Source organism: Actinosynnema sp. CS-041913 (assembly GCF_050942485.1).
Classification (GTDB): Bacteria; Actinomycetota; Actinomycetes; order Mycobacteriales; family Pseudonocardiaceae; genus Actinosynnema.
This window is the reverse complement of sequence record NZ_CP192037.1, coordinates 6,022,729-6,047,903: the sequence shown is the minus strand read 5'-3', so window position 1 is coordinate 6,047,903 and position 25,175 is coordinate 6,022,729. Positions and strand designations below refer to the sequence as shown.

Sequence of the window (25,175 nt, the reverse complement as noted above, 5' to 3'; positions counted from 1 at the left end):
CCGGTGAAGCGGCGATCGCTCATCGGACGCGTACGGAATCACGAGATCGGGACAATGCCGGAACGCCCAGTCGCTCGACGAAGCCGTCCTGATCGTCAGCCAAGGCGTCCACGACACAGGTCCGCACCCATGGCGGGCGAGGCGGGTGTTCTGAACCTCTACGGCGAACTCCGAGTACCGACGCGCCGTCTTGCAGGCCGCTGATTCAACGTCGACTTCGCCGCCGGATCCCGAATCGTTGTGGGCGGGGGAGGCACCGGTCTGCGCGCGCAGCGGCGATGTCGCGAGCTTGGCGCCGACGTGATCCACGTGTCGACCCTGATGTCCCCGTGTGCCGCCAGGTTGATCTGGTGGCTGCGGTCGCGGCTCGTTCTCCGATCAGGGCGACGGCCTTGCCTAGGTGCCGAACGCAGAAGGAAACCACGTGGCGTCGCCACCGAAGCCGTCGGAAGCGGTGTTCGCGGACGCCGCTCACCGCTCGATGGAGCGAGCGGTGGTGTCCGAGGATTCCTTGGCCACCACAGACGATGACACCGTCTACTTGGGTCACGACCCAGTGATCCGCAGAGTTGAAACCCTTGCTAGAGTTTCATTTCATGGCTCCTCACACCCTTCGGGTGTGGGTTGCAGCCCACGGCAGGGTGGTTGAAAGTCCCTCTCGGACACTCAAACGTGGGGAATTCCCCACTACCCATCATGGCAGTACCGGCCCCCGATCGCAGCACGCGGTCGGGGGTTCAAGTCGCTTCGACGGCAGTCCGCCCTCCTGCGGGGTGGTCACCTTGAGTGATCGGATCATCCCCGCGCTCGTTCCCGGCCGAACCACCCGCCGCACCCCCTCGGGCGCACCGTCGGATCCGGGACGGACGCCCTCGACAGCGGGGACGGGCATCCCCGCGGCGGAACCTCTCGCACCCAGGGAATTGGATCTGCGGCGCACTCCGGCACCGGCTCCGGGCGAGCTTCCGCCGATTCGGATGCGGCACCTGCGCCGGTATTCCACGTCGATGTTCGACCACAAGGGCCGGTTGACGTGCGGGATGTTGTTCGACGTTCTCGACTGGGAAGCGGGAACGCGGATCGACATCACCGCGCAGGCCGGGACGGTCGTGGTGCGCCGCGCCCGCGGCGGCGAGTACGAGGTGAAGAGCCGCCGGTTCCTGCACATCCCGGCGACCGTCCGGCACTGGTGCTCCTTCGGCCAGCGTGAACTGGTACTGCTGCGGGCGGTGCCGGAGCTGTCGACGCTGCTGATCTTCGGCCAGGAACGGCTGGACCACGCCCTGCCCGACCCACGTCGACTCGTGGACGCGGCTCGCGCCGTGGGGGTCCAAGTCGGCGGTCCCGGCGATGGCCCCTCTGTTCGAGCCGCAGAGGCGGGGGCGTCGGTCCGGATCCGTGGAGTCGGGAGGTGGGCGTCGTGGCTGAGGCTGTTCCCGACCCGGCCGACGTGGCGATGGCCACGCAGCTGCTGGCGCGGATGAACCTGCGCATCGAGGACTTGGTCGACCTCGACGCGTTGGTGGCCGAGCGCGCGGGAGCCGGCGGTGAGGTTCCGACGGTGCGGCGGGTGCCGACGTTCGCGGAGTTCGTGCCGGTGGTCGAGGGTGCGGTTCCGGCGCCCTCGCGGCGGGTGTACGGCACCTACTGGCGCAAGATCGTCGAGGTCTGGGGCGGGCGGAGGCTGGACGAGGTCACCGTCTCCGATGTCCAGGGCCTGTTCGAGTCCGTCAGGACCGGGGTGGTGAAGCGGCGGTCGGGCAATGGCGGTCAGGGCGCGGCCGAGCACGCCTACAACGCGTTGTTGTGCCTGTACCGGTATGCGATGGACGAGGAACTGCTGTCGGTCCGGCAGAACGTGATGCTGCGGGTGGCGAAACCGAAGCGGGTGCGGTCGCGTCGCCACAGCCTCGACCCCGAACTTGTGGCGAAGATTCAGGAGGTCGCCTCGACCACTGGCAACGACCCGGGGTTGGACGCGTTGCTGCTGCGGTTCCACATCGAGACCGCGGCCCGGCGCGGCGGCGCGCTCGGGCTGCGGCTGCGGGATCTGGACCGGGAGCAGTGCCTGGTGCTGTTGCGGGAGAAGGGCATGACGTCGCGGTGGCAGCCGGTGTCGCCGACGCTGATGGACACCCTGGTCCACCACGCCCATCAGCGCGGCGCGCGGGACGAGGACAGTCCGGTGCTGCGCTACCACGACGGCACCCCGCTGACCCGTAAGCGCTACGAGACGCTGTGGGGGCGCATCGGCAAGCACGTGGACACCGTGCACACGCAGATGATCAGCACGCACTGGTTGCGGCATACCACGCTGACCTGGGTGGAGCGCAACTTCGGGTTCGCGGTGGCGCGGGCCTACGCCGGGCACGCCGAGCCCACCTCGAACAAGCACGGCGCGACCTACACCTACGTCAAGGCCAGCCTCACAGAGGTGGCCACGGCGTTGCAGGCCATGACCGGCATCCGGCACCCGTTGGCGATCTTCGGGTACGAGGAGGTGGAGGAGCACCCGTTGGCGGCGGTGCTCGTCGGGCCGCAGGAGCTGTAGTCGGGGTGATGGTCGCCCGACCGTTGGTTGACGGTCGGGCGACCCTGGCCGTGACTCGGCTCTTGGGTTCGCCGTCGTGCACGTTGCCGAGCGGCTGTCGACAACGGCGAAGGGTTGCCGGAGGTGTTGCGGTGGATGGGTATCGCAGGAGGTGCGGCTACCTGAGCATTGGAACGACCTGGGTGATCAGGAGCGTGATGGCGGCCGTGAGCGCGGTGGCGGTGATGACGAGCCGTCGGGCGGAGATGAGGACCGACCGCACGGCGTCCAGCAGGGTACAGGCGGTCTTGGCCCACCGGGTGATGCGCTGGTTGATGTTCACACCGACCACGGTGATACCCCATTTTCCATACCCCATAAACTCACAGTCATGGCCACCGAGGCGGAGATCCGCAAGCTGTTGACCAGGCGTCTGCGTGCGGGTCTGACGGAGCGCGAGTGGGCATTCCTGGTCAAACGCGGCCACCTGGACGACCTGCTCTCCCGCGAGGGCGGTGATCTGGGCGAGGAGATCAAGGCCGTCGCGGAGCTGTTCAAGGACATGAGGGAGGCATACCCTGCCTCCGACCCGGCCGGGTCCTCCGACCCGGGTCGTACCCTCCCGTCGCCGTCCTCGCCGCAGGTTCACTCGGCTGCGGTGGGGCAACGGTCGGCGGCATACGCGTTGGCGTTGAGCGAGAACATCGCCGCCGTGGCCGATCGTGATCGCCAGACCGGGGCCTTCCGCGCGGCCCACCTGCCCGACGGTGTCATTGGACTGGACCAGGTCGAGGAGTGGATCAGCCTACGGGCACAGGAGCAGCCGGGTGATCTGCGGCAGGCCCGCGTCCAGGTTCCGGCCGGCTGGCAACCTGACGAGCCGCTGCCGTCGACCTCGGCGAGCTTGTTCGTCGACCGGCTGGAGTACGTCGTGCCGGGGTACGACCGGGTTCGGTGGATCGTGGTCGTGCCCGGTGGCGTGCTGGGATGGTTGCGCAGGCTGTCGGTGGGGTTGGCCACCGCCCACGGGTGGGAACCCGCGCAGGCCACCACCTGGGTGCTGACCGGGGTGACCCCGCTGGTCGGGTTGATCCGGGTCACCGAGGCGCGGGAGAACATCCGGGATTCGTGGTGGATGGCCTGGTCGGAGCGCATCACGCTGGACGTTCACCCCGCTGCGATGCCCGAGGAGGTCGCCGAGGCCTACCGCGCTGCCCGCAAGCGGTTCGACGCCATCCGCACCGAGGGTGAGTACCGAGCGCGTTCCCAGGCGATTCCACAGCTTGCCTTGGCCCGGTTCGTCGCCCGTCGTCGGCCAGGGTGCACGTGGGATGAGATCCGGATGCTGTGGAACGACTGGATCACCGAGCAAGCCGATCACCCCGGCGTGACGCTGAAGCGCTACGACTCCACCAAAAGGTTCCACAACGAAGCCGAGGCCGCCTGCAAACGGGTGCTCTACCGAGGTGGCTACGTCGGCCGCCGTGGCACCGTCCAGGCGGTGGCCGATGGCGAGGTCTTTGAGGAGCAGACCAGCTGACGGGCTCGGTTAGAAGTACCCCTAGAAATCATCAACTGTCTGTGGGCACACCCGGGCTTCCGACGGGCGCTTGCACTCAGCGCCCATTCACCGACCGGTGCAGCCCATCACGTGGGATGACACCGGACGAGTAGAGATCGGCGACATGACCTCCGTGCCCACCGAGCACATGGCGGCGGACGCCACTTGCCTGCTCGTCCGGGCAGCAGCCGACAACCGTGACGAGTTGCTCCGGTTCACTACCCGGTGGAGCTGCTGTGGGGGCCGGGCATCGTAGGGCAGGCGCGGGCGTGGACCGAGGCCTACCATCCGGTAGACGAGGTCGATACCTTGGACCGCCATTTCGTGATCCGCCGCCACGTCGACCACGACCCGCCTCGCAGCACCGCGGTCACCGCCGGACTCCCCACCAGCCGGCGGATCAGCGTCTGGTTCCTGGTCAAGGCCGATGACCCACTCGGTGCGTTCAACACGTCCGCAACCAAACCGACCGGAACAGCGGCTGTGTGGGCCGAGGCCCCGTCCGGCCTGTCCTGCCCACACCGTGATCCGAGGTAACTGACACACGACCATCCGGTATGCCGCCCAGGCGGGACTCGACACACACCCCCCCGACATCCGAGTACCGCCGCCGCTGCCTCCGTGGCCTGGTTCCTGAGCAGTGGAGCAACGTCGATCACCCTGTGGCTCGGTGATCAGGCGTTGGTCAACAGGTCGGTGAAGGGGTCGGCGTGCGGGATGTCGTCGGTCCAGAAGCCGTAGCGTTCGGCCAGTAGCCGCATCACGATGGTGGGATTGGTGGTTGCGTGGTGCAGCGTCAGCTCCCAGCGATGCAGGCTGCTTGTCGCGACGAGCAAGATCCCGTCATCCATGACGTTGCGGGTGATCCGGTCCGGGGAGATCCGGGGGGCGTCGGGTTGCTCGTCGCGGAGTGCTTCGTCGTGGAACAGCCTGATCATCTGGTGCGCGCGGTCGGCGGTAATAGGGCCGTGACGCAGGGCCAGGCGGTGGTTGACGGTCAGGTTGGTCACGACGTTGAGCAGGTGCCAGTCCTTCCAGCCTTCCTCGCGCAGCTGGCGGAACAGGTCGCGGACGCGTGGGTCGGCTACGAGGGCGGGGATGGTGTGCCGGATGGCGATCGGCAGGACCTCGTAGCGTTCGGCCAGGATGGCGTGGGCCTTGTCGGTGCTGTAGCCGGGTCCAGGGCCTGTCCGTGGCTGGAGGTGGGGTGCGCCTGCTCGCGGGTTGGGGTGTTCGGTGTTGGTCAGTGGGCGGTGACGCGGGCCGGTCAGGGGTGGTACGGGTTCGGCGCGGAACAGCGCCAGTTCCCGGTAGTGGCGGCCGATCTCCAGGTTGGAGAAGAGGCCGTTGCCGGCTGCCTGGTCCATGAGCCGGCCGAACGACTGTTGGTCGAGCAGGGAATTGCCGAGTAGCACCTGGAAAGCCAGGTGCAGTACACCGTCATGGACCTGATTGTCGGACGGCGGGTGGACGGGCAGGAACAGCAGCCACAGTCGCCGGTCACCCTCGACGCGGGTCCGGTAGGTCTCGGTCGGGCGTCGAACGGGCGGGTAGGTGCGGATTTCGATGTCGACGTCCTGAGTGACGAGGACGGGATCCAGGGAGGCGAACTCCACCAGCAGGATCTGCAGGGTCGAGGTGAAGTCCTCCACCGCTAGGACGGTGTCCTGCTCGTTGAGGCCGTGCACCGTCCACCGCACGCCCAGGGCGTGGAAGGCGACGGTACGGCGTGGTCCGACGTCGCTGAACGGGGCACCGGCTTTGTCCGATAGCCAGTCAGTCCACTCTTGTTCGCTGCGTGGGGTCCCCGAGGCGGGGGTGTCGCGAGTGTGGGTGAAGCCGTCGAACACACTGTCCCGCTGGATGTCGTGGATGATCGGCAGGAACTCCGGTCGGGTCTGTTCGGCGATCACCGTGGTGAACCCCTGGTACTTGATCGCATCGGTGATGTAGGCGTGGCGTTCGAGGTTGCCCGGATCGGGTGCCCATGCGAAGTGGGCTTGGCTTGCGATGGTGGCTAGTTTCGCCGAGGAGATCCAGGCTCCGGCCAGGTGGTCCATGTTGGCGGCGGAGAACAAGGCGATCGGGACGAGTTTGCGGTCGTCGGCGTCTGCGCTGCTGCGGGCGAGAGCTGCCATGGCCAGGGCGTACTTCTTGGCGGCCAGGTACATGCCCAGGGTGGAGTAGATGTCCACGATGCTGGACATCGCCAGCAGGGTGCCGAAGAGGGTGTCGCCGTGGAACCAGTTGATCTTCGATTGGTGGAACTCGCGTAGGGCATCGAGGAGTCGGCCGGCGTCGCTAAGGGCTTCGGCCCGTTGGCGACACCTGTCGCCGACCGCGGCCTCGCCTTCCTGCGCTGCGACGGCCCGGTCCAGACCGTCGCACACCTGTCGGTAGAGCGGGTGGTCACGCAGAGTCGGCGTGAGCAGGTCGACGACCGTGCCGAACACGTCGATCGGATAGGTGGGAGCTTCGGGCAGCAGTTCGACCAGGGTCAGCAGGTGTCGCATGCCCGCGTCGAGGTCGAGCACCGGCGCGGTCTGCAGATGGGTCTGGAGCGTGCCGTGCTCCATGGCCTGAATCAGGTCGTCATACAGATGGTCAACGTCCTCCAACGTCGCGCCACTCCGCATCTCCCCGTCGGTGTAGTCGATGTGCAGCGCCAGGTGCGCGGCTACCTTGAGCAGGCCAGCTCGCGTGTTGGGTCCCCACTCCTGCTCCAGTAGTCGGTCGACGTGGTGACGTAGCGGTGCTGTCCAGTCCAGCACTTCGGCGAGTGGGATGTCGGTGTGGCCATTCGCGGCTGCGATAGTGCAGAACTGGATGAGCAGGCTGGCGTTGAACAGCAAGGTCGGGTCGTCGCTGTGGTGGATGTCGTCGAAGAAGCGGCGGATCAATGGCTCGGCGGGCCGCAGGTCGGCAGTGCCGCGGCTGTGGGCGACTGCGATCTCGTAGACGGCGTGCAGGCGGGCCTCGTCGTCCGGGGTGCGCTCGGCGAGTCGGGTCATCAGGGTCAGCCAGCCGGGCAGGTCGGCGCGGGCCGGGCCCGGAGGGATGGCGTGGCGTAGACCATGGCGCAGGTCGAACAGGTCGCCGAGGTTGAGCGGTCGGGAGTCGGGGTGCTGCCAAAACCCGCGCAGCTCGACGTACCAGTCGGGCAGTTGCGACCCGGGGTCGGGATAATCGGTCGGGGGTGCAAGCTCGGCAGGCAGGTGCAGGTACTGCTGGGCGATCCAGTACAGCTCCGGCTCGGCCAGCCACTCCGCCAGGGCCGTTCCGTCGACGATGTCCACCGCGACGTCGTAGCGCTGTCCCGCCCAGGCTTGCAGGTCGTGACGCAGGCGGGTCGGGACGTTCTCGATGGCGAAGATGTAGATGCGGTCGACGTGGGTGCCCTGGGTACAGATGGAGGTGATGTCGCCCTCGAACTTCGCCCGCAACCCATCGCGCTGGATGGTGCAGGCGAAAACTACGACGTCAGTGGAGGCCAGCGCAAGGAAAGCCAGCGCGAAGGGCAGTTCACCGGCCAGGTAGGTGCGAAAAGTCTCGAAGTCCCGTCCCTGGTCGCCGCCTGCGGACACCGGGCCGGTCGCGGGCAGGATGTTGCTCGTGATGCGCCGCTTGGCCACGTGGCGGCACACGTGCTCGAACGAGTGATGAGCGTTGTCCGCAGCCAGGGTGTGCAGCGCGAACCGGATCATCTGGGACGTCTCGACCGGAGTGGCCACCTATACCTCGCCTTGCCTCACGCGGTGGAGCAGTCCGGACATCCTGCCACCTCGCAAACCAGTCGACGGGTCGACATCAGCGACCCGACAGACCGCCCTGCTCGGACGGCGGGTGCACATCACGATCTACGAGACGGCGAAAGGTCTGCGGCACTCACCGACACACACCCTGTCATCCTTATTCGCCCCCTTGACGCCGCCTGGCTCCCTGCCCCGGTCCGTCTGCGAGCGTCGACATCTCCAGTGACTGGCAGGTCGGCGCGGCGCTGCTGGCAGACGACGGACCCGTCCCCGTCGCAGGTCAGTTTCCTGTCGAGCCCGCTGATGTTGCGTCGTGTAGCCCGATGGGCTCAGGCGGTACGCAACCCACGCTGCTTGCGCGCGAGGCACCGGGTATCTCGCGCGCACTTTGCTAAGATCCGGGCCGCGAGGGCGCGCAGCAGGTGGTCTCTCGCGCTGCCACCATTGGAAGGTGCCGTGAGCAACTACCGTAGCGAGGTTCGAGATAGCGATCTCGATCGTCTGGAAAAGAAGGTAAGCGCAGGCAATTACGGCACATACCTGCGTCGAATCACACTCAAGCAGATCCGCAAGTTCACCGATCGTGTGGTTAGCTTCGATTTTCCGGTAACCGCGCTCGTCGGCCCCAATGGAGGCGGAAAGACGACCATTCTCGGCGCTGTCGGACTAGCCTATAGCGGCATCTCACCGGGGACGTTCTTCGCAAAAGTGGACGCTATGACGCGAGTATGAAGAACTGGGTCATCGAGTATGAATTGATCGATAAGACCCTAAATGCACGCCTTCCGCTTCAACGTACTGCGAGTTTCCGACAACTTAAATGGAACCGTAAGGCCATTAAGCGACCAGTACTATTCTTTGGTCTCTCACGAACCCTTCCCGCCACGGAACGCAAAGAACTAGTCAAGGCCATCGGAAGCAAATTTGTCGCCCGCCACGAAGTGGCGCTCTCGTCGGGCGTGGTGGATGCAGTCGAAAAGATTCTAGGTAAGGACATGCAAGGCTGCAACCGCCTGTCCATCGACGCTCTCGGCCACGCAACTCTTTTCGCGGTGCGCAACTCCGACGGCAGCGAGTACTCTGAGTTTCACTTTGGCGCCGGAGAGGCTAGCGTCATTAGGATCGTTTCCGCAATCGAGGAAGCCCCGGATGGGGCAATGATCCTCATCGAGGAACTCGAGAACGGCCTGCACCCGATTGCCACTCGGCGAATGGTTGAATATCTCGTCGATGTCGCATTGCGCAAGTCTTGCCAAGTTGTCTTCACTACTCATAGCAACGATGCGCTTACCCCACTGCCATCTACGGCAATTTGGGCCGCCTATAATGGCGAGGTCCTGCAAGGCAAGCTTGACATTAAGGCCCTCCGTACCATCACAGGACAGATTGACGCCAAATTGGCCATCTTCGTCGAGGACGAATTCGCCGAACTGATGGTAGCAACAGCTTTGCGCTATCATGGCAAAGTTGAGCTTGACGCTGTCAAAATTCACGGCATGGGCGGCGAGGATCCTGCCATCAAAGTGAACCAACAGCATAACCTCGACCCCACTTCCCAGTTCCCCTCCGTGTGCCTGCTTGACGGAGACCAGTCCGCAAAGGCGGATACCGCGAACCGGGTGTTCATCCTCCCAGGCGACAGCGACCCGGAGGCACATGTTTTTGATGTCGCCCTCGACCGATTGGACCATGTCGCAGCGCGCCTTACCGTTTCCATGCAACTGCCACCGAGCGAACAGGAACACGTAAAGCAAGTAGTACGCGACAGGGCTCTGACGAATCGCGACCGCCATGTTATTTTCGAGCAGATTGGCGAGGATTTGGGCTTCATCGCCGGAATGGTCGTTGCCAGCGCCTTCCTAGCGATATGGGCACAAGAGCGCCCCGAGGAGGTCCGGGACATGGTTGCCAAATTCATCGACATCATTCCACTCAAGTAGGGATCGACCTAGGGCGACTCTCTACCAATTCCTATCGTTTCGATAAAGCACCGCTGATTTAAGAATCCCGCCAACATCCGCAAGTGGAAGTTCAACATGACCCTGGTGATCACCGAGGCGGTCGGGTTGGCCAACCTGGTCGACGCCGCCGACGCAGCGGTGATCCGTTCGGGTACCGGACTGCTGTGACGCTCGCAGAGCGGCCACGCCCACGGCACTCCGGGCAGTCGCCTGTCGCTGATCGACCACGGCAGCGTCGTCGACCGCGGCAACGGCACCCTGTGAGGCGCGGCGAGCACCTCGTTCGAGCAGGTGGTCACCGCCACCGGCGCCGCCGCGCTGCTGCTCAAGGAAGCCTGGCGTCTCTACGACCTGCGCCGGGAAAGCCTCGGTGACGTCTGATGACCACCGACGACCGGAACCACACGTCCAAGACTCGACTGTGGGACGACAGGGAAAACGCACGTAAGGCCCGGACCGCGATCACGATCCTGACCGAGGCGTTCGACGCGGTCGTGGACGCCGGGCAGATCACCGTCCACGCCCAGACCAGCCACGTCTTCCAGGCGATGTTCGGCTGGTGGGCCTGGATCATGCGCAGCAGCAAGGCCACCGTCCTGCTCCACGACAACGGCCTGGACCACGAAGCGGAACCCATTGCCGGTCGATCCGGCAACACGCCCTGGTGCTCCAATGGGTGATCGACGTTGGCGACCAGGCCCTGGAGGCGATGGCCGAGCACGGCGAGAACGAACAGCGCAGGTTCTTCGGCCACGCGCAGCGAGCCGGCTGGCCAGCACCCGAAGCCGTCGGCACGACGGTCCCGCCGAAACCGGACACGCTTCATCCGCTGCTGCCGATGGTCAAGAACTTCGCCGAACTCTGCCGCGCCTACGACGCACAGACCACCTACGTCGCGTTCGGCCTCTACTCGGCCCACGTCCACCCCTCCACCAAGGGCGCGATGGCCTACCTTGACCCACAGACGGGACCGCACAGCACGCCGATCCTCGAAAGCTATAGCGGACTGCTCCACACCGCCGCCTGCGCGATCCAGACCACCAGGACCATCACCGACTCGTCGCCGGACATCCGTTCGACCAGGCCATCTCCCGCGCCGAACAGGCACTCGGAACCCGCATCGACCCGCCCGTCCTGCGCCCCGAACACCAGCCCTCGCCGCCGCCGAGCCCATGATCAGCCAACCACCTTCCGGTCGAGCCGCCGCCTGCCTCGACAGCGCCCGCTGCTGATTCGGCGCGCTTGAGCATCGGGAATTCCGGCTGCGACACCCTGTCCTGCTCGTCGGCTCGTCCCGCCGAAAACATCGAGCCAACCGCGGCTTGGTGTGGCATCCTGCTCGGCTGGCCTCCCGGCCGGCCTACCCACCTCGGTCGGCAGCTGGCGATGAAGGAGCAGGTCCGTGATCACCCACACGCTGGAGCAGTTGCGCACGCCCGACGAGCGCACGCAGCACTTCACCCCTTACGGGCTGGGCATCACCCACATGCTCACGCCGGAAGCGGCTCTGGCCTACCAGCACACGTTACTGACGGGTACCGACCTGGTGGACGAGGTCACCGAGGGCACGCGACTGCGCTTCGAGCGCGTCCGCACTCTTTACCTCCACGGCGTGCTGGATTACGAGTTCTTCACCATCGCCGGTGATTACGCCCGCCTGGTCGTCGAGCACGCCCTTCGCGACCGGTTCCTGACCTTCTACGAGCACCGCATCGTCCTGGTGAGCGCCTCCAGCGGGCGGGAACGCACCGTAGAGGTCGACTCGTTCGAGAAGGTCCATGCCGCCTTCAAGCGGCGGGGCGGCCCGTGGAAGCTCAAGTTGGCCACCGGCGGCGAGCTCGAAAAGTTCAACGGCATGCTCAAGGATCTGAGGGAGTGGGCCGGCGTGGAAGGGCTCCTGCCCGGCCAACGGGCCCGGAGGATGCGGTCTGCGTGGATCGAACTGCGCAACATGGTCGCGCACTCCTCCGGCTATCACCTCGGCACACCCGTCGACGCTGTGCGGGTCATCCGCGACCTGGCCGAAATCATCAACTGCCTGTGGGGTGCCCGGACGCCCGGCGGTCGCCTGCATCCCGCCCCCGTGCACCGGCCGGTGCAGCTCATCGTCTGGGACGACACCGAACGCGTGGAGATCGGCGATGTCGCCTCGGTGCCCAGCTCGGACATGGTGGTCGACCCCACCTGCCTGGTTGTGCGGGCACAAGCCGACAACCGCCAGGAGTTGCTCGGGTTCGATCCCCGGTTCGAGACCACCCGCTACCCGGTGGAGCTGCTCTGGGGACCGGGCACCGTCGAGCAGGCGCGAGCCTGGGTCGAGGCCCACCGGCCCGTGGACGACGAGGTCGACACCCTGGACCGCCACTTCGTGATCCGTCGCCACGGCGACCACGTCGACCCGCCCCGAGGCATTGCGGTCACGGCCGAACTGCCCTCCGACCAGCGAGCCGGCACCTGGTTCCTGGTCAAGGCCGACGACCCGCTCAGCGCGTTCAACCACATCCGCAACCAGACCGACGCCACCAGCGCCTGTAAGGACGCAAGGCCGTGTCCGGTCTGCCCTGCTCACACAGTGACCAGCGGTGACTGGCACACGATCCTTCAGCACGCCACCCAGGCAGGACTCGACGCACGTCCTCTCGCTCCCGGCCGTGCTCGGGTGCCGTCCCTGCTACCCCCGTGGACCGCCGAATCCTGAACGGTGAAGCCGGGCCGGTGAGGATCGCCGGCTCGACAACCTGCAAGCCTGATACAGCGTCCCGTGGGGCGGCAACCGGAACTCGACCGCGTCGTGCGCCGATGACCACCGTCGTATGGGTCGCCTTACGGGCCTGGGTGTTCCTGGCCGTGGTCAAGCGCGGTCGTCGGTACTAATCCAACCTGGCGCACGGGATCGATCCGAAGCCGACCAGGCCGTCTGCCGGCGGGTGAGGTGCGGCAGAGGACTGCCGGAGTGCTGTCGCCGTTGGATGAGGGTCTGGTGGACGATCAGGTGTTCCGATCACGTCCTTTTAGGTGGCAGCGGGGACATGGGACCAGCAGGCCGGTGCCGTCGTCGACGTAGCGTTCCTGCGGTGCGGGGCCGTCGCAGCGCCCGCACCATTGCGGCCAGTCGACGCGGTCGGATCTCCGGTCCGGTTCCCGGGCACGACCCCGGCGGGAGGACGCGGTGGTCGTGTGGCGCTCGACCGGTGCGGCCGGCCGATCCTGTGGTGGCGACAGAATCGGTGATGGGTTCATGAAAATGGCGTAGCGGTTGCGGCGCCGTCCGCCGCCGACCTCGATCGCGATGCGTCCTTGGTCGTGCAGGCGTTTGAGGCGACGCTGGACTGTGCGCTCGTCCAGTCGTGTCTTGCGGGACAGATCGGCGATCGATGGCCAGGCGTTGCGCCCTTGGTCGTCGGCCGAGTCGGCGATCGCCAACAGCAGGAGCAGGTCGGTGCCCGCGGCCTCGGCGTGTTCCCACACCCAGGTCATCACCCGGATACTCATGCGGACTCACCGACCGCATGAGTATCCGGCGGAATCACCGCAGTTTCCGGGCTCCTCTTCCGCTGCCGACCCATGCCCCTCTTCGACGTGCGTAGCGGGTCGACCGAGTCTTCCTGCGGTGCGTCGTTGCCGCTTTGCTGCCACCATCCGACTTCACGCCCCCCGGTTCGCTCCGCAGGGCATCGTCACATCGATCGTCCGAAGTGTCAAAGTTTTCAACGGGTGAAATCTTGCACAAAGAACGAAATCGATCCGGGATTTCGGTGTGCGAAATCCGTCATGTCGATTGCACTTCTTCACGCGTAGACCCTGAGGTCGGACTCCTAGTTGTCCACACCCCCGGCAGGTTGCCACCCCCGGCAGATTGCCGCCGGTGGCGCAGCTGCGCCGGGGCTGCGGTAGCACGGTCGTGCCGGGGCTGGGGTGACACAGCTACGCCACCCGTTACGTCCTATGACGTTCTATCCCTTGATCCCCTGGCCCACTCCGACGTCGACACGGGCACGCCCGAGACACGATCAACCTCGACTAGTCACCAACTCCTGACGCGGCGACCGATCGGCCACAGCCGGACGAACAGCGCGTTGCTGTCTTGGCGCTCAATCGGGCCTACCGGGTCGTATCGGCGCAGTCCTTCTGCTGTGCGACTCATGCCGAGGGGTATATTCCGGTCGCAGACGAAAGGAGTAGGGCGTGGAAGGGGAACCCTGGGGCGAGGCGAGCGTCACCTTTCCCGATTGGAAAGGCACGGCACAGCTCGACGAGCGCAAGACTGTGCCGTGGAGAGGGCTTGTGCGGAGGGTAGGTCTCGACAGCGAGCAGTGGCAGGTGGTCGGGTTCAGCATCGGCGGAGGCGAGCACGGGTACGACCTGCGGGTCTACGCCGCGCCCCGCGATGTGTGGGAGAAACGCGCATCCGATGACAACGCCGAGATCGAAGTGACCGAGTTTTTGGTCCATAAGGTCGACCCCCTCGCGGTCTTGCAGGAGATGACCCACGTGTTCGAGTTGAACATGCGGATTCGAGGTCTTGAAGACCGTCGAATCCGCGTCAGGGCACGGTCGGATCTTCCTTCGGAGTTGTTCGTCGACGAGAACTTCGGCCCGCAGGAGGACTAGCCTGGAGCGGGATCGCGGGTCGGTGGCCGGTGCAGGTGGCTGGGTACGGCGGCATGGGGTGGCGCGCTTGCCGTGCCCTCCACAAGCCCTGTCGAGGGCTGGCCGTCAGCGGTCGGTGAAGTTCCCAGCACCGCGGTCCGGATGGCTTCCCAGTTCTCGGTCTTCCACCAGTCGAACAGGTCGAGGGTGCCGACGACCGGCACTGTGAGCGTCTTGACGAACTCCGGGCGCCCGTAGATCTGCCGGAACCGCTCACCGGGCGGCTGTTTGCGCTGGTGGTTGACGATTAAGGTGCCGCCGTCGACAGGTGAGTCGGGCTGGAGGCCGCCCCAGGTGCTTAGATGTCGCAGTAGGTCGCCGACCAGCGCTTCCTTGGCTCTGCCTCCTTCGGACTTCACCTCGACCAGGCGGTGGTGCGGGCCGAAGGTCACCAGGAGGTCGGCCGACACCGTCGCGCCCAGTCGGGCGTCGACGTCGTCGACGGTGAACCCCGCAGCGGACAGCGCTTGGGTGACCGCGTCAACCAGAACCGAGCCGGTGCCGAACATCAGACCGTTGCGGATGGGGTCCGCGACGGCTGTGGCGTCTGCCAGGTCCTGCTGCAGCCGCGCCCTGTCCCGGGCGTACCGGACCTCCAGGTCGGCCAGCGCGGCGCGGGCCTCGGTCTCCGCTGGCGTCTCCAAGTCCGCGTCGACCGCGAAGGTCAGGCGGTGACGTCGTGGCGCGTCCGGGGCGTAGGCGGGGACGGCGCGCTGCACCAGCCAGTCGATCATCGTGTCCCAGTCGACGCCGTCGGGCACGATGTACCAGCGCTCACGTTCGTCCGGGGACACCCACACTGCGACGACCGGAGTACCGAGCGGATCGAGCAGGATCGGACGCAACTGCCCTGCCGGTCGGGTTGTGCCCCATTGCGCTCCGGCCGGGTCTCCGCCCTCGCGGTCGGACTGCATTTCCCACCACGAGGCGTCGGGGGGACGGTTGAGCAGTCGCAGTCCCAGATCCCGATCCGCAGGGTCGAGTGCGTCGGCGAGTACCGGTCGGGTTCCCTGCGGGCAGAGGCAGCCGTAGATGGTGGTGTCGTGGTCCAGCAGTGCTATCGAGTCGTCGTAGTCGCCGGGCGGCCGGGACGGGCGGCCCTTGACGGTGCCCATCACGGCGATGATCAGGGCGGTTTCGTCTCGCCTGGCCGCGCCTGCGAGGAAGCGTCGGAGTTCGTTCGTGCCGTTGTAGAGGTTGGGTTCGAGCGCGGCTACGCAGTGGGCCGTCTCGTACCCCAACCATCGCGGCTCGACCTCGTGCCGTGCCCAGTCGACCTCATGAAGCGACGGCCGCCTGACCGTCACCACCGGCTCCACCTCGTAACCCGTCGGCAATGACGACCGGTCGGGACCTGAACTCGAAGGTAAGGGATTCTGCGGTCGGCCGACATGCACCGGTAACTGAGCCTGCATCGGCAGATGCTACTTCGGGTCGCCATGACACCACGGATTCGCTGACCGGTGACTCTCGTTGCGACTTGCTGCCTGCCATCCGGACATGACCGCCGTCCGGCACACCGTGGACGAGGACACGCTCGGCCCGCGGACCCATGGATGATGTTCGACCGGTCTCGTGGCGCTGCACACCATGTTCACGCTCTCGGCCACAAGCGGCGAGCGCGTCACGGAACTCGCCGCGGTTCATCACCAAACTGAACGGCCTGCTCATCTCGACCGAGAGCCTCGCCGATCGTCGCTGAGACCGCACGGTACCTCGCGCTGCCCGCGCGCGGCACCGCGAGGTCCCGACCCGCACCCGAGTGAACCTCAACTCTTGTCCGCCTCGTGGCGAGCTTGGTCGACGGGCGGGGTAATTTCGGGCAGCAACTCGGCCAGGACCGCTTCCACGATCGGCGAGCCGCGCCATGCCAGGTAGGCGCGCCCGGCGGACAGGCGGTTGAGTCCATGACGTTGGTACAACGCCTGGGCACGAGCAGTTGCCGTGTACTCGTCTTCGGGGTCGATCAGTCCCAGGCGTCGCGCGGTCGCCAGGTGCTGGGTGACGCCGCCGAGGGAACCGAAGTGCCGGTAGGGATCGCCCTCCACGGCGCCTTTGATCAATACCACGGTGAAGATGTCGGCGAACCGGTCGCGCCGGTCGTCCTCAGTCACCGTTGGTGTCGTCCTGCCCGTGGTCGAGACCGATCATCGGCCGGTCGCCGCGGCAGGGCGCCAGTGCGGCATCGTCCGGGGCGACGCCGTTGGCGACGGCCATCGCGCGGTAGTTCGGGTAGAGCCCGACGGGGCTGCTGATCGAGTCGGGATCGATCCGGTCCTTGATCAAAGCCAGGCGGACGGTGAGGTTGTCGGAGGCTCCTCGCAGGAGGAACCCCGCGCACATCTGGGGTCGCGTTCGGGCCGAGCCGTGGCAGCCGAAGGTGTGGATGGCCATGTCGTAGGTGGTGCGGGCGCTGTCGCGGAACACCTGCGGAGGAAATGCCCCGGCGGGGGCGTCCAGCCGCCAAGGGCAGCGCGGACACGGTTCGGTCCGGTGGTCGCTTCCTCGGCGTTCGACGGTGACGACGCCCCACTTGCCGTCCCCTGCCGGACGAACCATGACGATCTTCGGTCGGTCGCTGTCAGTCACGGTGATTGTTCCCAATCGCGTTGGTCGCCGTGGTGCCGCCCGAGCAGGATGGTGACGCAGTAGATCACCATCCTGCTCGGGCGGTCTGCGAGGGGCGGTCCGAGACGTGCCGAATGCCTTGCCGGCAGGCGAGCGGACTGCCGGTCAGGCCGGCTGTGCTTCCTTGAAGGCCACGACCAGGTCCTGTGGAATGCGGCCTCGTTCCGAGACCTGGTGTCCCTGGTTCCTGGCCCAGTCGCGGATCGCCTGGTTCAACTCCCGGTCGCCGGTCGTGGTCTTGCGGGCGACGTCCGACCGGCGCCACCAGGTCGGCATCGAACCCGACCACTGCGGCGCGGTCCTCGACCTCGCCGCAGTGGGACTGGTCAACAGCGCGTGGCGAAACAGTCCGGTCGAGGACTGGCACGCCGGCGACGGCCCGTTGAGCGACGGCGACATGCTCCGCATCAATTCCCACACAACCAGCCGGATGCGCGACATCATCCGACGCTGGCGCACCGACTGCGGCATCGACGCCCATGCACCCATCGCCTACCTGGACGAACTCGACATCGAGGCGGTCGACTGGCTCGCGGGCAAGCTGTGCCGTTGGCTGACCGACCCTCGACGCAGACTGCCTACCGGGGTCGCCCTCGCCGACCTCGCTGGCGACAACCTCGACGAGTACACCGATCACGCCTTGGGGGTCCTCGGCGGTGTTGCCCAGCTGGCCGAAGACCGCGACGCCCACTACGCCTTCTGGCGCGCCGCAGCCCATGCAGGGCTTGCCTGTCGCCACTGGTGGGGTACCCCGACCTGGCCGGGGCTGGTCGACCGCTTCGTCCGCGCGCTGGACGACCCGACCGACTCGCATTGGGGCGCGGAAGGCCAATGGTTCTCCCGATTGCGCCCACGCCCACGGGAGATCGCAGACAAAAACCGGCTGCGACGTGCGCTTCTTCAGCACCCGTGGAAACTTGGCTCGGAGTCGGCCCAGTTCCTTGTCAGCGCCGGTATCGGCATGATGCGCGATTCCATCCCGCCATTGCCTGCGACGGACTCCACCAGCTAGAGCGTGTCTCTTTGATGGGTTGAGCTGTTGATCGGATGTGTCTGTTCGATTGGTGATCAGCGATGTGATGTGGGGCCGGATCGAGCCGTTGATGCCGGCCGATCCGGTCCGTGGGCGGCGGTGGGCGGACCATCGCCGGACTCTGGAGGCCATCGCGTGGAAGTTCCGGACGGGCTCGCCCTGGCGGGACCTGCCCGGGGAGCTCGGCTCGTTCAAGACCGCTCATAAGCGGCTGCTGCGCTGGGCGGTGGACGGCACGTGGGCCCGCATCTTCGCTGCGGTCCTGGCGGCGGCGGACGCGGACGGCGACATCGGGTGGGTGGTCACGGTGGACTCGACCGTCTGCCGGGCCCATCAGCATGCGGCGGGCGCCCGCAAAGGGTGACGCTGGCCGGGGTAAGCCCGCCGACCACGCGCTGGGACGCTCGCGAGGTGGCCTGAGCACAAAAGTTCATCTGGCCAGCGACTCCCACGCCCGTCCCCTCGCGATTGTCCTGACGGCAGGTCAGGCTGGCGACGCGCCCGCGTTCACCGCGGTGATGGCCGCGATCCGTATACCGCGCGGCCGGACCGGGCGACCGCGGACCCGGCCGGACGTGGTGCTCGCGGACCGGGCCTACTCCTCGCGCGCGATCCGCGCTCACCTGCGCGAGCGGCACGTGCGCACGGTGATCCCGCAGCCGGCGGACCAGGTTCGTCACCGTCGGCGACGCGGCTCGCACGGCGGGAGGCCGCCGACGTTCGACCCAGAGGCATACAAGGGACGCAACACCGTCGAGCGGTGCATCGCCCGGCTGAAGCAGTGGCGCGGCCTGGCCATGCGAACGGACAAGCTCGCCATCGCCTACCAGGCCGCACTCCACCTCGCCGCGATCCTCATCTGGGCCCGGCGATAGCCGTCGTCAGCAGTCAACCGCCCAACGCGCGTCCGCAGGCGAAGCGCCAGTACCGACGTGCTGCACCACGCTGAACGCCATGCGCAGGGGGACCGGTGCCCTCACCCGGGCGTCAGGTGGCTAATCCGTCTTGACGGGCAGCAGCGCCCAGGCGTTCTGGAGGTCGGAGTCGGAAGGCACCAGTTCGAGCTCGGGCGGGAAGATCGCCTTCGGCGAGATCACCAGTTGCAGGTCCCGGTCGGGAACACGGAGGAAGTAGGGGATCGGGAGCGGGTTCTGCGGAGCAGGCTCGATCTTCCACTCACGAGTGGGGAAGTCACTCACCGGCCCCAGGATCACCCTCTCGCCCATCTCCGCCTCCTTGTAGCTCACGGAACGAGAGGGGAAGAGCCGGGCGGGAATCTGGATGGCGCAAAGGGTGCCGTCCTCGCGGACCTCCACGCTGAACTCTTGCTCCCGTTCCGGCGCGGCCCCCGGAGCCGCAACGGTCACACCGTTCTCCCCGGCTGTGAGGACCCGCGCCTCGGGGCTCATGGCGCTGGACCAGCTGACGATGCGGTAGACGCCAGACTTCAAGGTTTCCATGGGTGACTCCTTCACCTGGTGATCGCCGCGCCCGCGACCGCCTCCGGTCAACGACCTTCTGCGGCAACGAGTGGGCCGGGCCCCAGGCAACACTGCCGATGCCCTGGGAATGCGCCCCCACGCGGCAAACCACCCGGACGTGGGAAAACTCCAAGGAGACAGGCTCTAGCGCCGTCGAGACAGCCATATGGTCGGGAGGCAGTTCGAGCCGGGCGCTGCGTGTTGCGTCGGCCAAGACGGGCATGCGCCGTGCCGCTTGCCCGCTCATCCTTGCGCGGTGGTGTCTGCCTCCACCGAGGTGACTGTGCCCAGCGAGAAATACTCGTCAATGGCTGGATTCACCGGTGCAGCCCGCTGTCGGCCACCAGGGCGGCGATGGCATTCCGTCGGATGTCAGGCCCCACATGCGCAGTCGCTCGGCGTGTTCCTGCTGCCCGGTGGCACGGAGGGAATTGATCAGGCCGCGAGAGGCGTGCTTGTTGCCGGCGTGCACTTCGTCCCACAGCAGCTCGTGTTCGCCATGCTTGGCTAGCAGATCTGCCAACGCCCACGCACACGTGGAATCGGTTTCGGCACGGCTGCGCAGTAGTGTCACGGCCCCGGAGAGGCGTCCACACGTGGCAAGGTGTCGGGCCAGCTCGATTACGGCGTCGGTGTCGCCAGCGTCGCCACGAGCGCGCAACTCGTCGAGCATGTCGTGCTTGGCAAGCTGGTGATAGAGCTGGCGGCGAGCGTGGGTGTCGTCAGCGTCGGATAGGGAGCGTAGCTCGTCCAGCATGCCGTGCTCGGCCAGCATGTCGGCCAGCGCGTGCGAGGTGAGGGATGCAGTAAGGCCAGCGATCGTGCGCAGCTCCTCGATCGTGTCCTGCCTGTCAGACAGACGGGTCAGCAGCGTGGCGGCAAGCGGGCTGTCGTCGGCGATGGCGCGCAGCACAGCCAGGGCCTTGTCCGTTTCGCCCCGCTCGACCAACCAGAGGGCGAACGTGCCGGTCCGGGCGTGCGTCGCATCGTAGTGAGCGCGAAGCCACGTATAGCCCTCGTCGATCTTTCCCTGTTCGATCAGCAGCCCAGCCAGGTAGGAGGCAGCCTGGGTGTTGCCCGCCTCGGCGAGGCGGCGCAGCGGCTTCACCATGCTGCGCTCGGTCAGCAGTGGGATCAACTTCATGGACGCGTAGATGTCACCATCAAGGGCCAGGGGCAACAGCCCTTCCACCATGCCGTGGCGGGTCAGCATCTCGACCAGAAGTATGTCTGCGTAGCGGTGACCGGTGTCAACCAGAGTACGCAGCAGTGCTACGGCTTTACCGACTTCACCCTGTTGTTCAAGCAACTCCGACAAGCTCAGGACGACGAACGACTCGCTTGTCGCATCAAGGGGACGCACCATCTCCACGGCTTCGTCGACCCTGCCCTGCTTGGCCAACCGTTTGGCCACTCGGACGGTGGCGTCGATGTCACCGACGTTCGAGAGGGCGTGGTCGAGACGGTGGGCGTGCCGATACTGCATCCGTTGCTCGGCACCCCGAGCGAGGCGGCGACGGTCGTCGACGTCATCGGTGTGGTCGAGAAGGGCGTCCCAGGTGGTGTCGGAGAGCAGGGCGCTTCGGCGGTGTCGGAGGAGTTCCTGGAGCAGGTAGTCGGTGACGGTGTAGCCGAGAACGCGGCGGTGGTCGGCCGTGGCGATGGCCAACAGTGGCGCTGTGGCGGCGTCGTCACGGCGGTCATGGCGAGTCAGCTCGGCCAGGGCGCGATCGAACCAGGTGTCGTCGGCGTGGATGCCAGTGAGGTAGCCGCGGGCGGCTTCGCACAACAGGCGCCGGCTCAGCGGGCCTTGGATGCCCAGGCGTCGGGCATCGACAGCGGCGTGGACGACCGCCTGCCGCTCGGCGGGAGCCTCCCGGTAGCGCTGCATGATGCGCGGAGCACCGGCGAGGGTCTCGGTGACGTTGAAGTCCGTGCCTTCCACGGCGAAGGCCAGCCGGGGGTCGCGTGGACCCAACTCGCGGGCACGATGCCTCTCCGCCGCGGTGAACGTGTCCACGCGCAACTGCTTGGAGCGCAGGGCCAGCACGTCCGCAGCACCTGGGTAGCGCGGCCTGGTCACACCCGCGTCGTCGGTGTCGCTGGCGCGGAGCCGGTCGAGGTAGTCCGGCCACAGGGTTGTCAGCACGATCACCGGCGCGTCACCGTCGAGTAAGCGCCGCAAGACGGCGGCGGTAACCGGCACGTCGTCGACGCTGTCGTCGGTGACGAAATAGGGCCCGGCCAGGAAGCGTTGCAGCTCGTCCAACCACACCACCACCGGCCCCGACAGCGCGGCATCGGCAAGGGCGTTGACGGCCCCGCCGTCGCCTAGATCGGGCACCAGGACCCGGGCACCGCCCAGCTCCTGGCGGGCGGTCTCGAACAACAACCGGGTCTTGCCCACGCTGGAAGTACCCACCAACAGCAGGAAGCCACCCTCGCGGCGCGCCTGCCGCATCCACGCCGCGACGTCCGCCGACAGCTCGCGGGGCACGAACAACGGCAGATCCGCGTCCAGTGCAGCGCCGTTCGCCCGCCGCAGCGCCCACCGGCGACGTCGGTGGCGGCCGTGCCCTGCCGGCAGCGGCACCGCCTCGTGCACCCGAGCCCGGCCCGCCGGGAGCGTGCGCATCAGTGGCAACTCCGCGAGCTCAGCGCGAGGTGCGCGGACGGGCTCGGGGACCTCGACGGCGGCGGCGGCGGAACGCCGACGGTTCTGCAAGATCGATACGGTTCCAACCGCGAGCGAGGCCGCGCCGATCACCATGCCGGCTACGCTGGCTCGCTGATCACGTTCCTCCCACGGCAACGACCAATAGGAGTCGAGCACCGCCAACGGCGACGGCAGCCACCACCACGACGTCAACCCAGCTGCGGCCGGCAGCAGCCACGACCACGCCGCGCCCCGTCTCCGTCTGGCCACCCCAGTACTCCCACCCTGCCCGGCCACCGCGCGCAGCCGATCACAGGACCTTACGACCTATCGGCCGAGGCCAGCTGGCCGCGGCCGGACCATGTCAACGACGCGGGAAACGGACCCGCAGGCTACCGGTCTCGGACCGTTGCCGCTCGCCCATCAGGTACACCTGCATCAGGTACACCTGAACTTACGGCGCGGACGAAGAAGACGGCAAGGAGTCGACGTTCATCCCGAAGTCGTCCACTACCATGAATGCTCTGCCCAGTTCGTTGAGAGTCAGTTCGAGGCGCCAATGATCGACTTCCCCCATTGAGTTCGCATACGGCCGAAGACCGGGAAGAAACTGGATACCTTCCGCTTCGCCAGATTCTTCCTCGCCAGAGGAAGAAGGTTCGTAGTCGAGTAGATATTCAAAATCCCGGCCGGGGTAGAACGAGTTGCGGTACGTCTCCTCATGCAACTTCACATCTGCCCACGGGAACAGTGACGGAATTGCGTCCGCATAGACTTCCCCACCAAGCCTGACTCCCCAGGTCGCCAACTTCTCCATACTTCCACTGCCAGGATGGACTACCTCCAGGGCGATGGACGCGGGGCCGGATATCTTGTTGAGCCATTCTTCGATGTAGATGATCACACGATGATCTTGGACCAACAGGTCCATCCAGGGCCGAGCCAGTCGCAGTTGCCGCATCCTCAGAAGGTATGGGTCACCTTCGGCCGCCTCGCGAAGTCGCGTCCTTGCACTTCCATTGAGGACATGCTCTTCAGGAACAAGAATCTTCCACCCCTGTCCCGTCGACGCCTTTTGCAAGGTGGCCTGATTGACCAGTTGCCAGTAGCACCGGTTGGCGTCAGGGTGAAATAACACCACTACGACCGGCAGGGAATGGTTGAGCCAGTATTTCACGTGCTCCGCCCTGGGACGGAACCACCAGCCGCCGGGGACGGGTTTTTGAAACCAGCTCACACCGCTTTTGATCTGTAGTGCCAAAAGCCTACCTTCGACTCGATGTCCGTCGACCACCTCAACGTGCGCATCGATGCCGTAGTCTTCGGTCGGCTGCTCACGGAACAACCATCCGAGTTCTTCCTGGATGGCAAGTTGCGTGCGGGTTACTCCAATACTGGCCACTTTTGCCGAGAACTTGCGGCGCACTGCCGCACCTCATCATTCCTGTGATCGCCCGCAAGACAATCCGCCTTGCGGCGTTGGGATGCACGCCACCTACGGCCGAGTCGAATAATCTATTGTGGTAAGAACATGCCGGACAGTTTGGGCGATCGAGTTAACGGCTTCATCGAGAAAGTGCTCGATCGGATTCGCCTCGGCTGACCTGTCGATGTTGATCAATTTCGACCAACTGGCAGGTTCGTACCGCGCCAGCGAAGACAATGCGAGCAGTGTCGACCATAGTGCCAGAAACGGATGCAGCCCGTTCGCCATCGTTCCAAGAGTCGGAGTCACGACAAGATCATCAGCGGATCTGTACGCAATGACGCCGAGATCTGCGAGTGTCCGAGGTTCCGAGACACGCAACGGAGTCTCTCCTGTACGCCATGTCTCTCCCGTAAGCCACCGAACTTCGAGCGTGAACCCATGACCCAATGCCACTAACTTTAGCCACGTTTTCACAGCTCAGATCGATCCAGAGGACGTTCAGCTCGACCGGATCCGGGCCATCCCGGACTCGTTGGGGCGAGAGGCGACCTGGGGATCTGCGCCTGCGCGATGCAACTATGTCCTAAGTGGACAATCTTTCGTAGTGTCATCCGGCCTGTTCGGCGGACGAACCTGGCCCTGACCAGCGGAAAGCTTAAGTTAGTGGCATTGACCCATGACCAGCCGACCGCCATCTCAAACTGCCCAGCGGCTGCGACAACACCAACTCACTGTCGACAAGTGCAGGATACCGATCAAGATGCGTTTTGACGCGAACAGGATCGTCACCATGCTGCTCCTTCAGCCATGGAGGGATCCATGAGATTTCCGCCTGAGAGAAACTTTCACCCGCCAACCCGCTGCCAGGAAAAAAGAGCAGCGCCGGCAACGGCCTTTCGGTCACGATGGGGAATCCGGCGACTTCAGGGAGCAGCGGCCATAGTTGACCGAGCGGTATAGCTTCTCCGGACACCAGAGGCTCCACACCTAGCGCCGAGGCAACAGCCGGATAAAGTCCGGTTTTGGCCGCCGTGACGGTGACATCCACAGCATTGGAGAAATTAGTGTCGACAGTCATTCCATGGCCGGACACTCGCCAGTGCTGATTACTGATATGTGGTGACGCCGCCACAACCGCCCGACCAGCCTGCGACAGCGCGTAGAATAATTGCACCGGCCGAGTGGCGTAACCTGCTTCACGAGCAGCGGCCAGAAACTGTTCGCACTGTTCCAGAGCAGCTTGGAACATCGCTCGTCGTGCACCCTGCTTTGCGTAGCCGGGTGGATCGAAGCGCAGAGCGCGAAGGCTTCGCAGGAGCGTTCCTGTGACCACCTGACCTCCTCAGGGACAGCGCCATAACCTAGCTCATGGACTAAATGGACGCTCGACTGCGACTCGGGGGCCCGCCGCTGGCTGACCAAGACAGGCGATCTCGGAACCAACCACCCGCATGGCGAGGCTGAGCACCTCTACAGGGGCGATCGGTTCGGTCC

24 protein-coding genes are annotated in these 25,175 nt (G+C 66.0%); 12 read left to right on the top strand and 12 right to left on the bottom strand.

Annotation, left to right across the window (positions count from 1 at the left end; genetic code table 11):
- The first annotated feature begins 1,007 nt into the window (after positions 1-1,007).
- On the top strand, positions 1,008-1,484 hold the full coding sequence (locus ACQPZF_RS27240; RefSeq protein ID WP_433261591.1) for a hypothetical protein: 477 nt from the start codon (positions 1,008-1,010) through the stop codon (positions 1,482-1,484).
- Positions 1,421-2,551 carry a tyrosine-type recombinase/integrase gene (locus ACQPZF_RS27235; RefSeq protein ID WP_433261589.1) on the top strand — a complete coding sequence of 377 codons (1,131 nt, stop codon included), beginning with the start codon at positions 1,421-1,423 and terminating at the stop codon, positions 2,549-2,551. Before ACQPZF_RS27240 ends, ACQPZF_RS27235 begins: the two co-directional genes overlap by 64 nt.
- A gap of 157 nt (positions 2,552-2,708) precedes the next feature.
- Here ACQPZF_RS27235 and ACQPZF_RS27230 read toward each other — a convergent pair whose 3' ends face one another.
- Positions 2,709-2,873: a hypothetical protein gene (locus ACQPZF_RS27230; protein ID WP_433261587.1), complete on the bottom strand. Its 165-nt coding sequence runs from the start codon at positions 2,871-2,873 to the stop codon at positions 2,709-2,711.
- 48 nt (positions 2,874-2,921) lie between these two features.
- On the opposite strand from ACQPZF_RS27230, the gene ACQPZF_RS27225 reads away from it, so the two are divergent.
- Entirely contained in the window at positions 2,922-4,070 is a 1,149-nt protein-coding gene (locus ACQPZF_RS27225; protein ID WP_433261585.1) for a hypothetical protein, read from the top strand.
- 246 nt (positions 4,071-4,316) lie between these two features.
- Positions 4,317-4,628 carry a hypothetical protein gene (locus ACQPZF_RS27220; RefSeq protein WP_433261583.1) on the top strand — a complete coding sequence of 104 codons (312 nt, stop codon included), beginning with the start codon at positions 4,317-4,319 and terminating at the stop codon, positions 4,626-4,628.
- A 137-nt stretch (positions 4,629-4,765) separates the two neighbouring features.
- On the opposite strand, the gene ACQPZF_RS27215 is transcribed toward ACQPZF_RS27220, so the two are convergent.
- Positions 4,766-7,822, bottom strand: coding sequence for a hypothetical protein (locus ACQPZF_RS27215; protein ID WP_433261581.1), 3,057 nt, complete (start codon positions 7,820-7,822; stop codon positions 4,766-4,768).
- Positions 7,823-8,299: 477 nt separating this feature from the next.
- Here ACQPZF_RS27215 and ACQPZF_RS27210 point away from each other — a divergent pair, with 477 nt between their 5' ends.
- The 5 genes from ACQPZF_RS27210 (at position 8,300) to ACQPZF_RS27190 (ending at position 12,502) form a co-directional block, all read left to right on the top strand.
- Positions 8,300-8,575 carry an AAA family ATPase gene (locus ACQPZF_RS27210; protein ID WP_433261579.1) on the top strand — a complete coding sequence of 92 codons (276 nt, stop codon included), beginning with the start codon at positions 8,300-8,302 and terminating at the stop codon, positions 8,573-8,575.
- Positions 8,572-9,783, top strand: coding sequence for an AAA family ATPase (locus tag ACQPZF_RS27205; RefSeq protein WP_433261577.1), 1,212 nt, complete (start codon positions 8,572-8,574; stop codon positions 9,781-9,783). Before ACQPZF_RS27210 ends, ACQPZF_RS27205 begins: the two co-directional genes overlap by 4 nt.
- A gap of 401 nt (positions 9,784-10,184) precedes the next feature.
- Positions 10,185-10,484 (top strand): hypothetical protein, encoded by a 300-nt coding sequence (locus tag ACQPZF_RS27200; protein WP_433261576.1) that lies wholly within the window; start codon positions 10,185-10,187, stop codon positions 10,482-10,484.
- Entirely contained in the window at positions 10,481-11,050 is a 570-nt protein-coding gene (locus tag ACQPZF_RS27195) for a hypothetical protein (protein ID WP_433261574.1), read from the top strand. Before ACQPZF_RS27200 ends, ACQPZF_RS27195 begins: the two co-directional genes overlap by 4 nt.
- Before the next feature lie 156 nt (positions 11,051-11,206).
- The gene (locus ACQPZF_RS27190) at positions 11,207-12,502 is read left to right on the top strand and encodes a hypothetical protein (RefSeq protein WP_433261572.1); all 1,296 of its coding nucleotides are present in this window, start codon (positions 11,207-11,209) and stop codon (positions 12,500-12,502) included.
- A 290-nt stretch (positions 12,503-12,792) separates the two neighbouring features.
- Here ACQPZF_RS27190 and ACQPZF_RS27185 read toward each other — a convergent pair whose 3' ends face one another.
- The gene (locus ACQPZF_RS27185; RefSeq protein WP_433274710.1) at positions 12,793-13,281 is read right to left on the bottom strand and encodes a helix-turn-helix domain-containing protein; all 489 of its coding nucleotides are present in this window, start codon (positions 13,279-13,281) and stop codon (positions 12,793-12,795) included.
- A 708-nt stretch (positions 13,282-13,989) separates the two neighbouring features.
- On the opposite strand from ACQPZF_RS27185, the gene ACQPZF_RS27180 reads away from it, so the two are divergent.
- Positions 13,990-14,415 (top strand): hypothetical protein, encoded by a 426-nt coding sequence (locus tag ACQPZF_RS27180; RefSeq protein ID WP_433261570.1) that lies wholly within the window; start codon positions 13,990-13,992, stop codon positions 14,413-14,415.
- Here ACQPZF_RS27180 and ACQPZF_RS27175 read toward each other — a convergent pair.
- The 4 genes from ACQPZF_RS27175 to ACQPZF_RS27160 form a co-directional block, all read right to left on the bottom strand.
- Complete coding sequence (locus ACQPZF_RS27175; RefSeq protein ID WP_433261568.1) at positions 14,412-15,761, bottom strand: hypothetical protein; 1,350 nt, start codon at positions 15,759-15,761, stop codon at positions 14,412-14,414. The two genes, ACQPZF_RS27180 and ACQPZF_RS27175, sit on opposite strands and share 4 nt — an antisense overlap.
- A 462-nt stretch (positions 15,762-16,223) precedes the next feature.
- Positions 16,224-16,568: a hypothetical protein gene (locus ACQPZF_RS27170; protein WP_433261566.1), complete on the bottom strand. Its 345-nt coding sequence runs from the start codon at positions 16,566-16,568 to the stop codon at positions 16,224-16,226.
- The gene (locus ACQPZF_RS27165) at positions 16,561-17,043 is read right to left on the bottom strand and encodes a DUF6283 family protein (RefSeq protein WP_433261564.1); all 483 of its coding nucleotides are present in this window, start codon (positions 17,041-17,043) and stop codon (positions 16,561-16,563) included. Before ACQPZF_RS27165 ends, ACQPZF_RS27170 begins: the two co-directional genes overlap by 8 nt.
- Before the next feature lie 144 nt (positions 17,044-17,187).
- Positions 17,188-17,358 carry an Lsr2 family DNA-binding protein gene (locus ACQPZF_RS27160; protein WP_433261562.1) on the bottom strand — a complete coding sequence of 57 codons (171 nt, stop codon included), beginning with the start codon at positions 17,356-17,358 and terminating at the stop codon, positions 17,188-17,190.
- Positions 17,359-17,398: 40 nt separating this feature from the next.
- Here ACQPZF_RS27160 and ACQPZF_RS27155 point away from each other — a divergent pair, with 40 nt between their 5' ends.
- Both ACQPZF_RS27155 and ACQPZF_RS27150 read left to right on the top strand, forming a co-directional pair.
- Positions 17,399-18,094: a hypothetical protein gene (locus ACQPZF_RS27155; protein WP_433261560.1), complete on the top strand. Its 696-nt coding sequence runs from the start codon at positions 17,399-17,401 to the stop codon at positions 18,092-18,094.
- Between the two features lie 67 nt (positions 18,095-18,161).
- A protein-coding gene (locus ACQPZF_RS27150) for an IS5 family transposase (protein ID WP_433261558.1) occupies positions 18,162-18,990 on the top strand; the annotation gives its coding sequence in 2 pieces (ribosomal slippage) (positions 18,162-18,472 and positions 18,471-18,990; 831 coding nt in all).
- A 120-nt stretch (positions 18,991-19,110) separates the two neighbouring features.
- Here the strand turns inward: ACQPZF_RS27150 and ACQPZF_RS27145 are convergent.
- The 5 genes from ACQPZF_RS27145 to ACQPZF_RS27125 form a co-directional block, all read right to left on the bottom strand.
- Entirely contained in the window at positions 19,111-19,575 is a 465-nt protein-coding gene (locus ACQPZF_RS27145; RefSeq protein ID WP_433261556.1) for a hypothetical protein, read from the bottom strand.
- Positions 19,576-19,900: 325 nt separating this feature from the next.
- Entirely contained in the window at positions 19,901-22,366 is a 2,466-nt protein-coding gene (locus tag ACQPZF_RS27140) for a hypothetical protein (protein WP_433261554.1), read from the bottom strand.
- A 340-nt stretch (positions 22,367-22,706) separates the two neighbouring features.
- A complete protein-coding gene (locus tag ACQPZF_RS27135; protein WP_433261552.1) occupies positions 22,707-23,678 on the bottom strand; it encodes a DUF4365 domain-containing protein in 972 nt (323 codons plus the stop codon).
- A gap of 69 nt (positions 23,679-23,747) precedes the next feature.
- Positions 23,748-24,134, bottom strand: coding sequence for a YaaC family protein (locus ACQPZF_RS27130; RefSeq protein WP_433274708.1), 387 nt, complete (start codon positions 24,132-24,134; stop codon positions 23,748-23,750).
- A gap of 202 nt (positions 24,135-24,336) precedes the next feature.
- Positions 24,337-25,014, bottom strand: a complete 678-nt coding sequence (locus ACQPZF_RS27125) for a YaaC family protein (protein WP_433261550.1) — start codon at positions 25,012-25,014, stop codon at positions 24,337-24,339.
- Between the last annotated feature and the right edge of the window lie 161 nt (positions 25,015-25,175).

What these genes read in the sequence shown, in the direction of transcription:
- ACQPZF_RS27145 (WP_433261556.1), bottom strand. Translation starts at nt 19,575, where the DNA reads ATGGAAACCTTGAAGTCTGGCGTCTACCGCATCGTCAGCTGGTCCAGC.
- ACQPZF_RS27200 (WP_433261576.1), top strand. Translation starts at nt 10,185, where the DNA reads ATGACCACCGACGACCGGAACCACACGTCCAAGACTCGACTGTGGGAC.
- ACQPZF_RS27185 (WP_433274710.1), bottom strand. Translation starts at nt 13,281, where the DNA reads ATGACCTGGGTGTGGGAACACGCCGAGGCCGCGGGCACCGACCTGCTC.
- ACQPZF_RS27140 (WP_433261554.1), bottom strand. Translation starts at nt 22,366, where the DNA reads ATGGTGATCGGCGCGGCCTCGCTCGCGGTTGGAACCGTATCGATCTTG.
- ACQPZF_RS27160 (WP_433261562.1), bottom strand. Translation starts at nt 17,358, where the DNA reads ATGCCGACCTGGTGGCGCCGGTCGGACGTCGCCCGCAAGACCACGACC.
- ACQPZF_RS27205 (WP_433261577.1), top strand. Translation starts at nt 8,572, where the DNA reads ATGAAGAACTGGGTCATCGAGTATGAATTGATCGATAAGACCCTAAAT.
- ACQPZF_RS27240 (WP_433261591.1), top strand. Translation starts at nt 1,008, where the DNA reads ATGTTCGACCACAAGGGCCGGTTGACGTGCGGGATGTTGTTCGACGTT.
- ACQPZF_RS27225 (WP_433261585.1), top strand. Translation starts at nt 2,922, where the DNA reads ATGGCCACCGAGGCGGAGATCCGCAAGCTGTTGACCAGGCGTCTGCGT.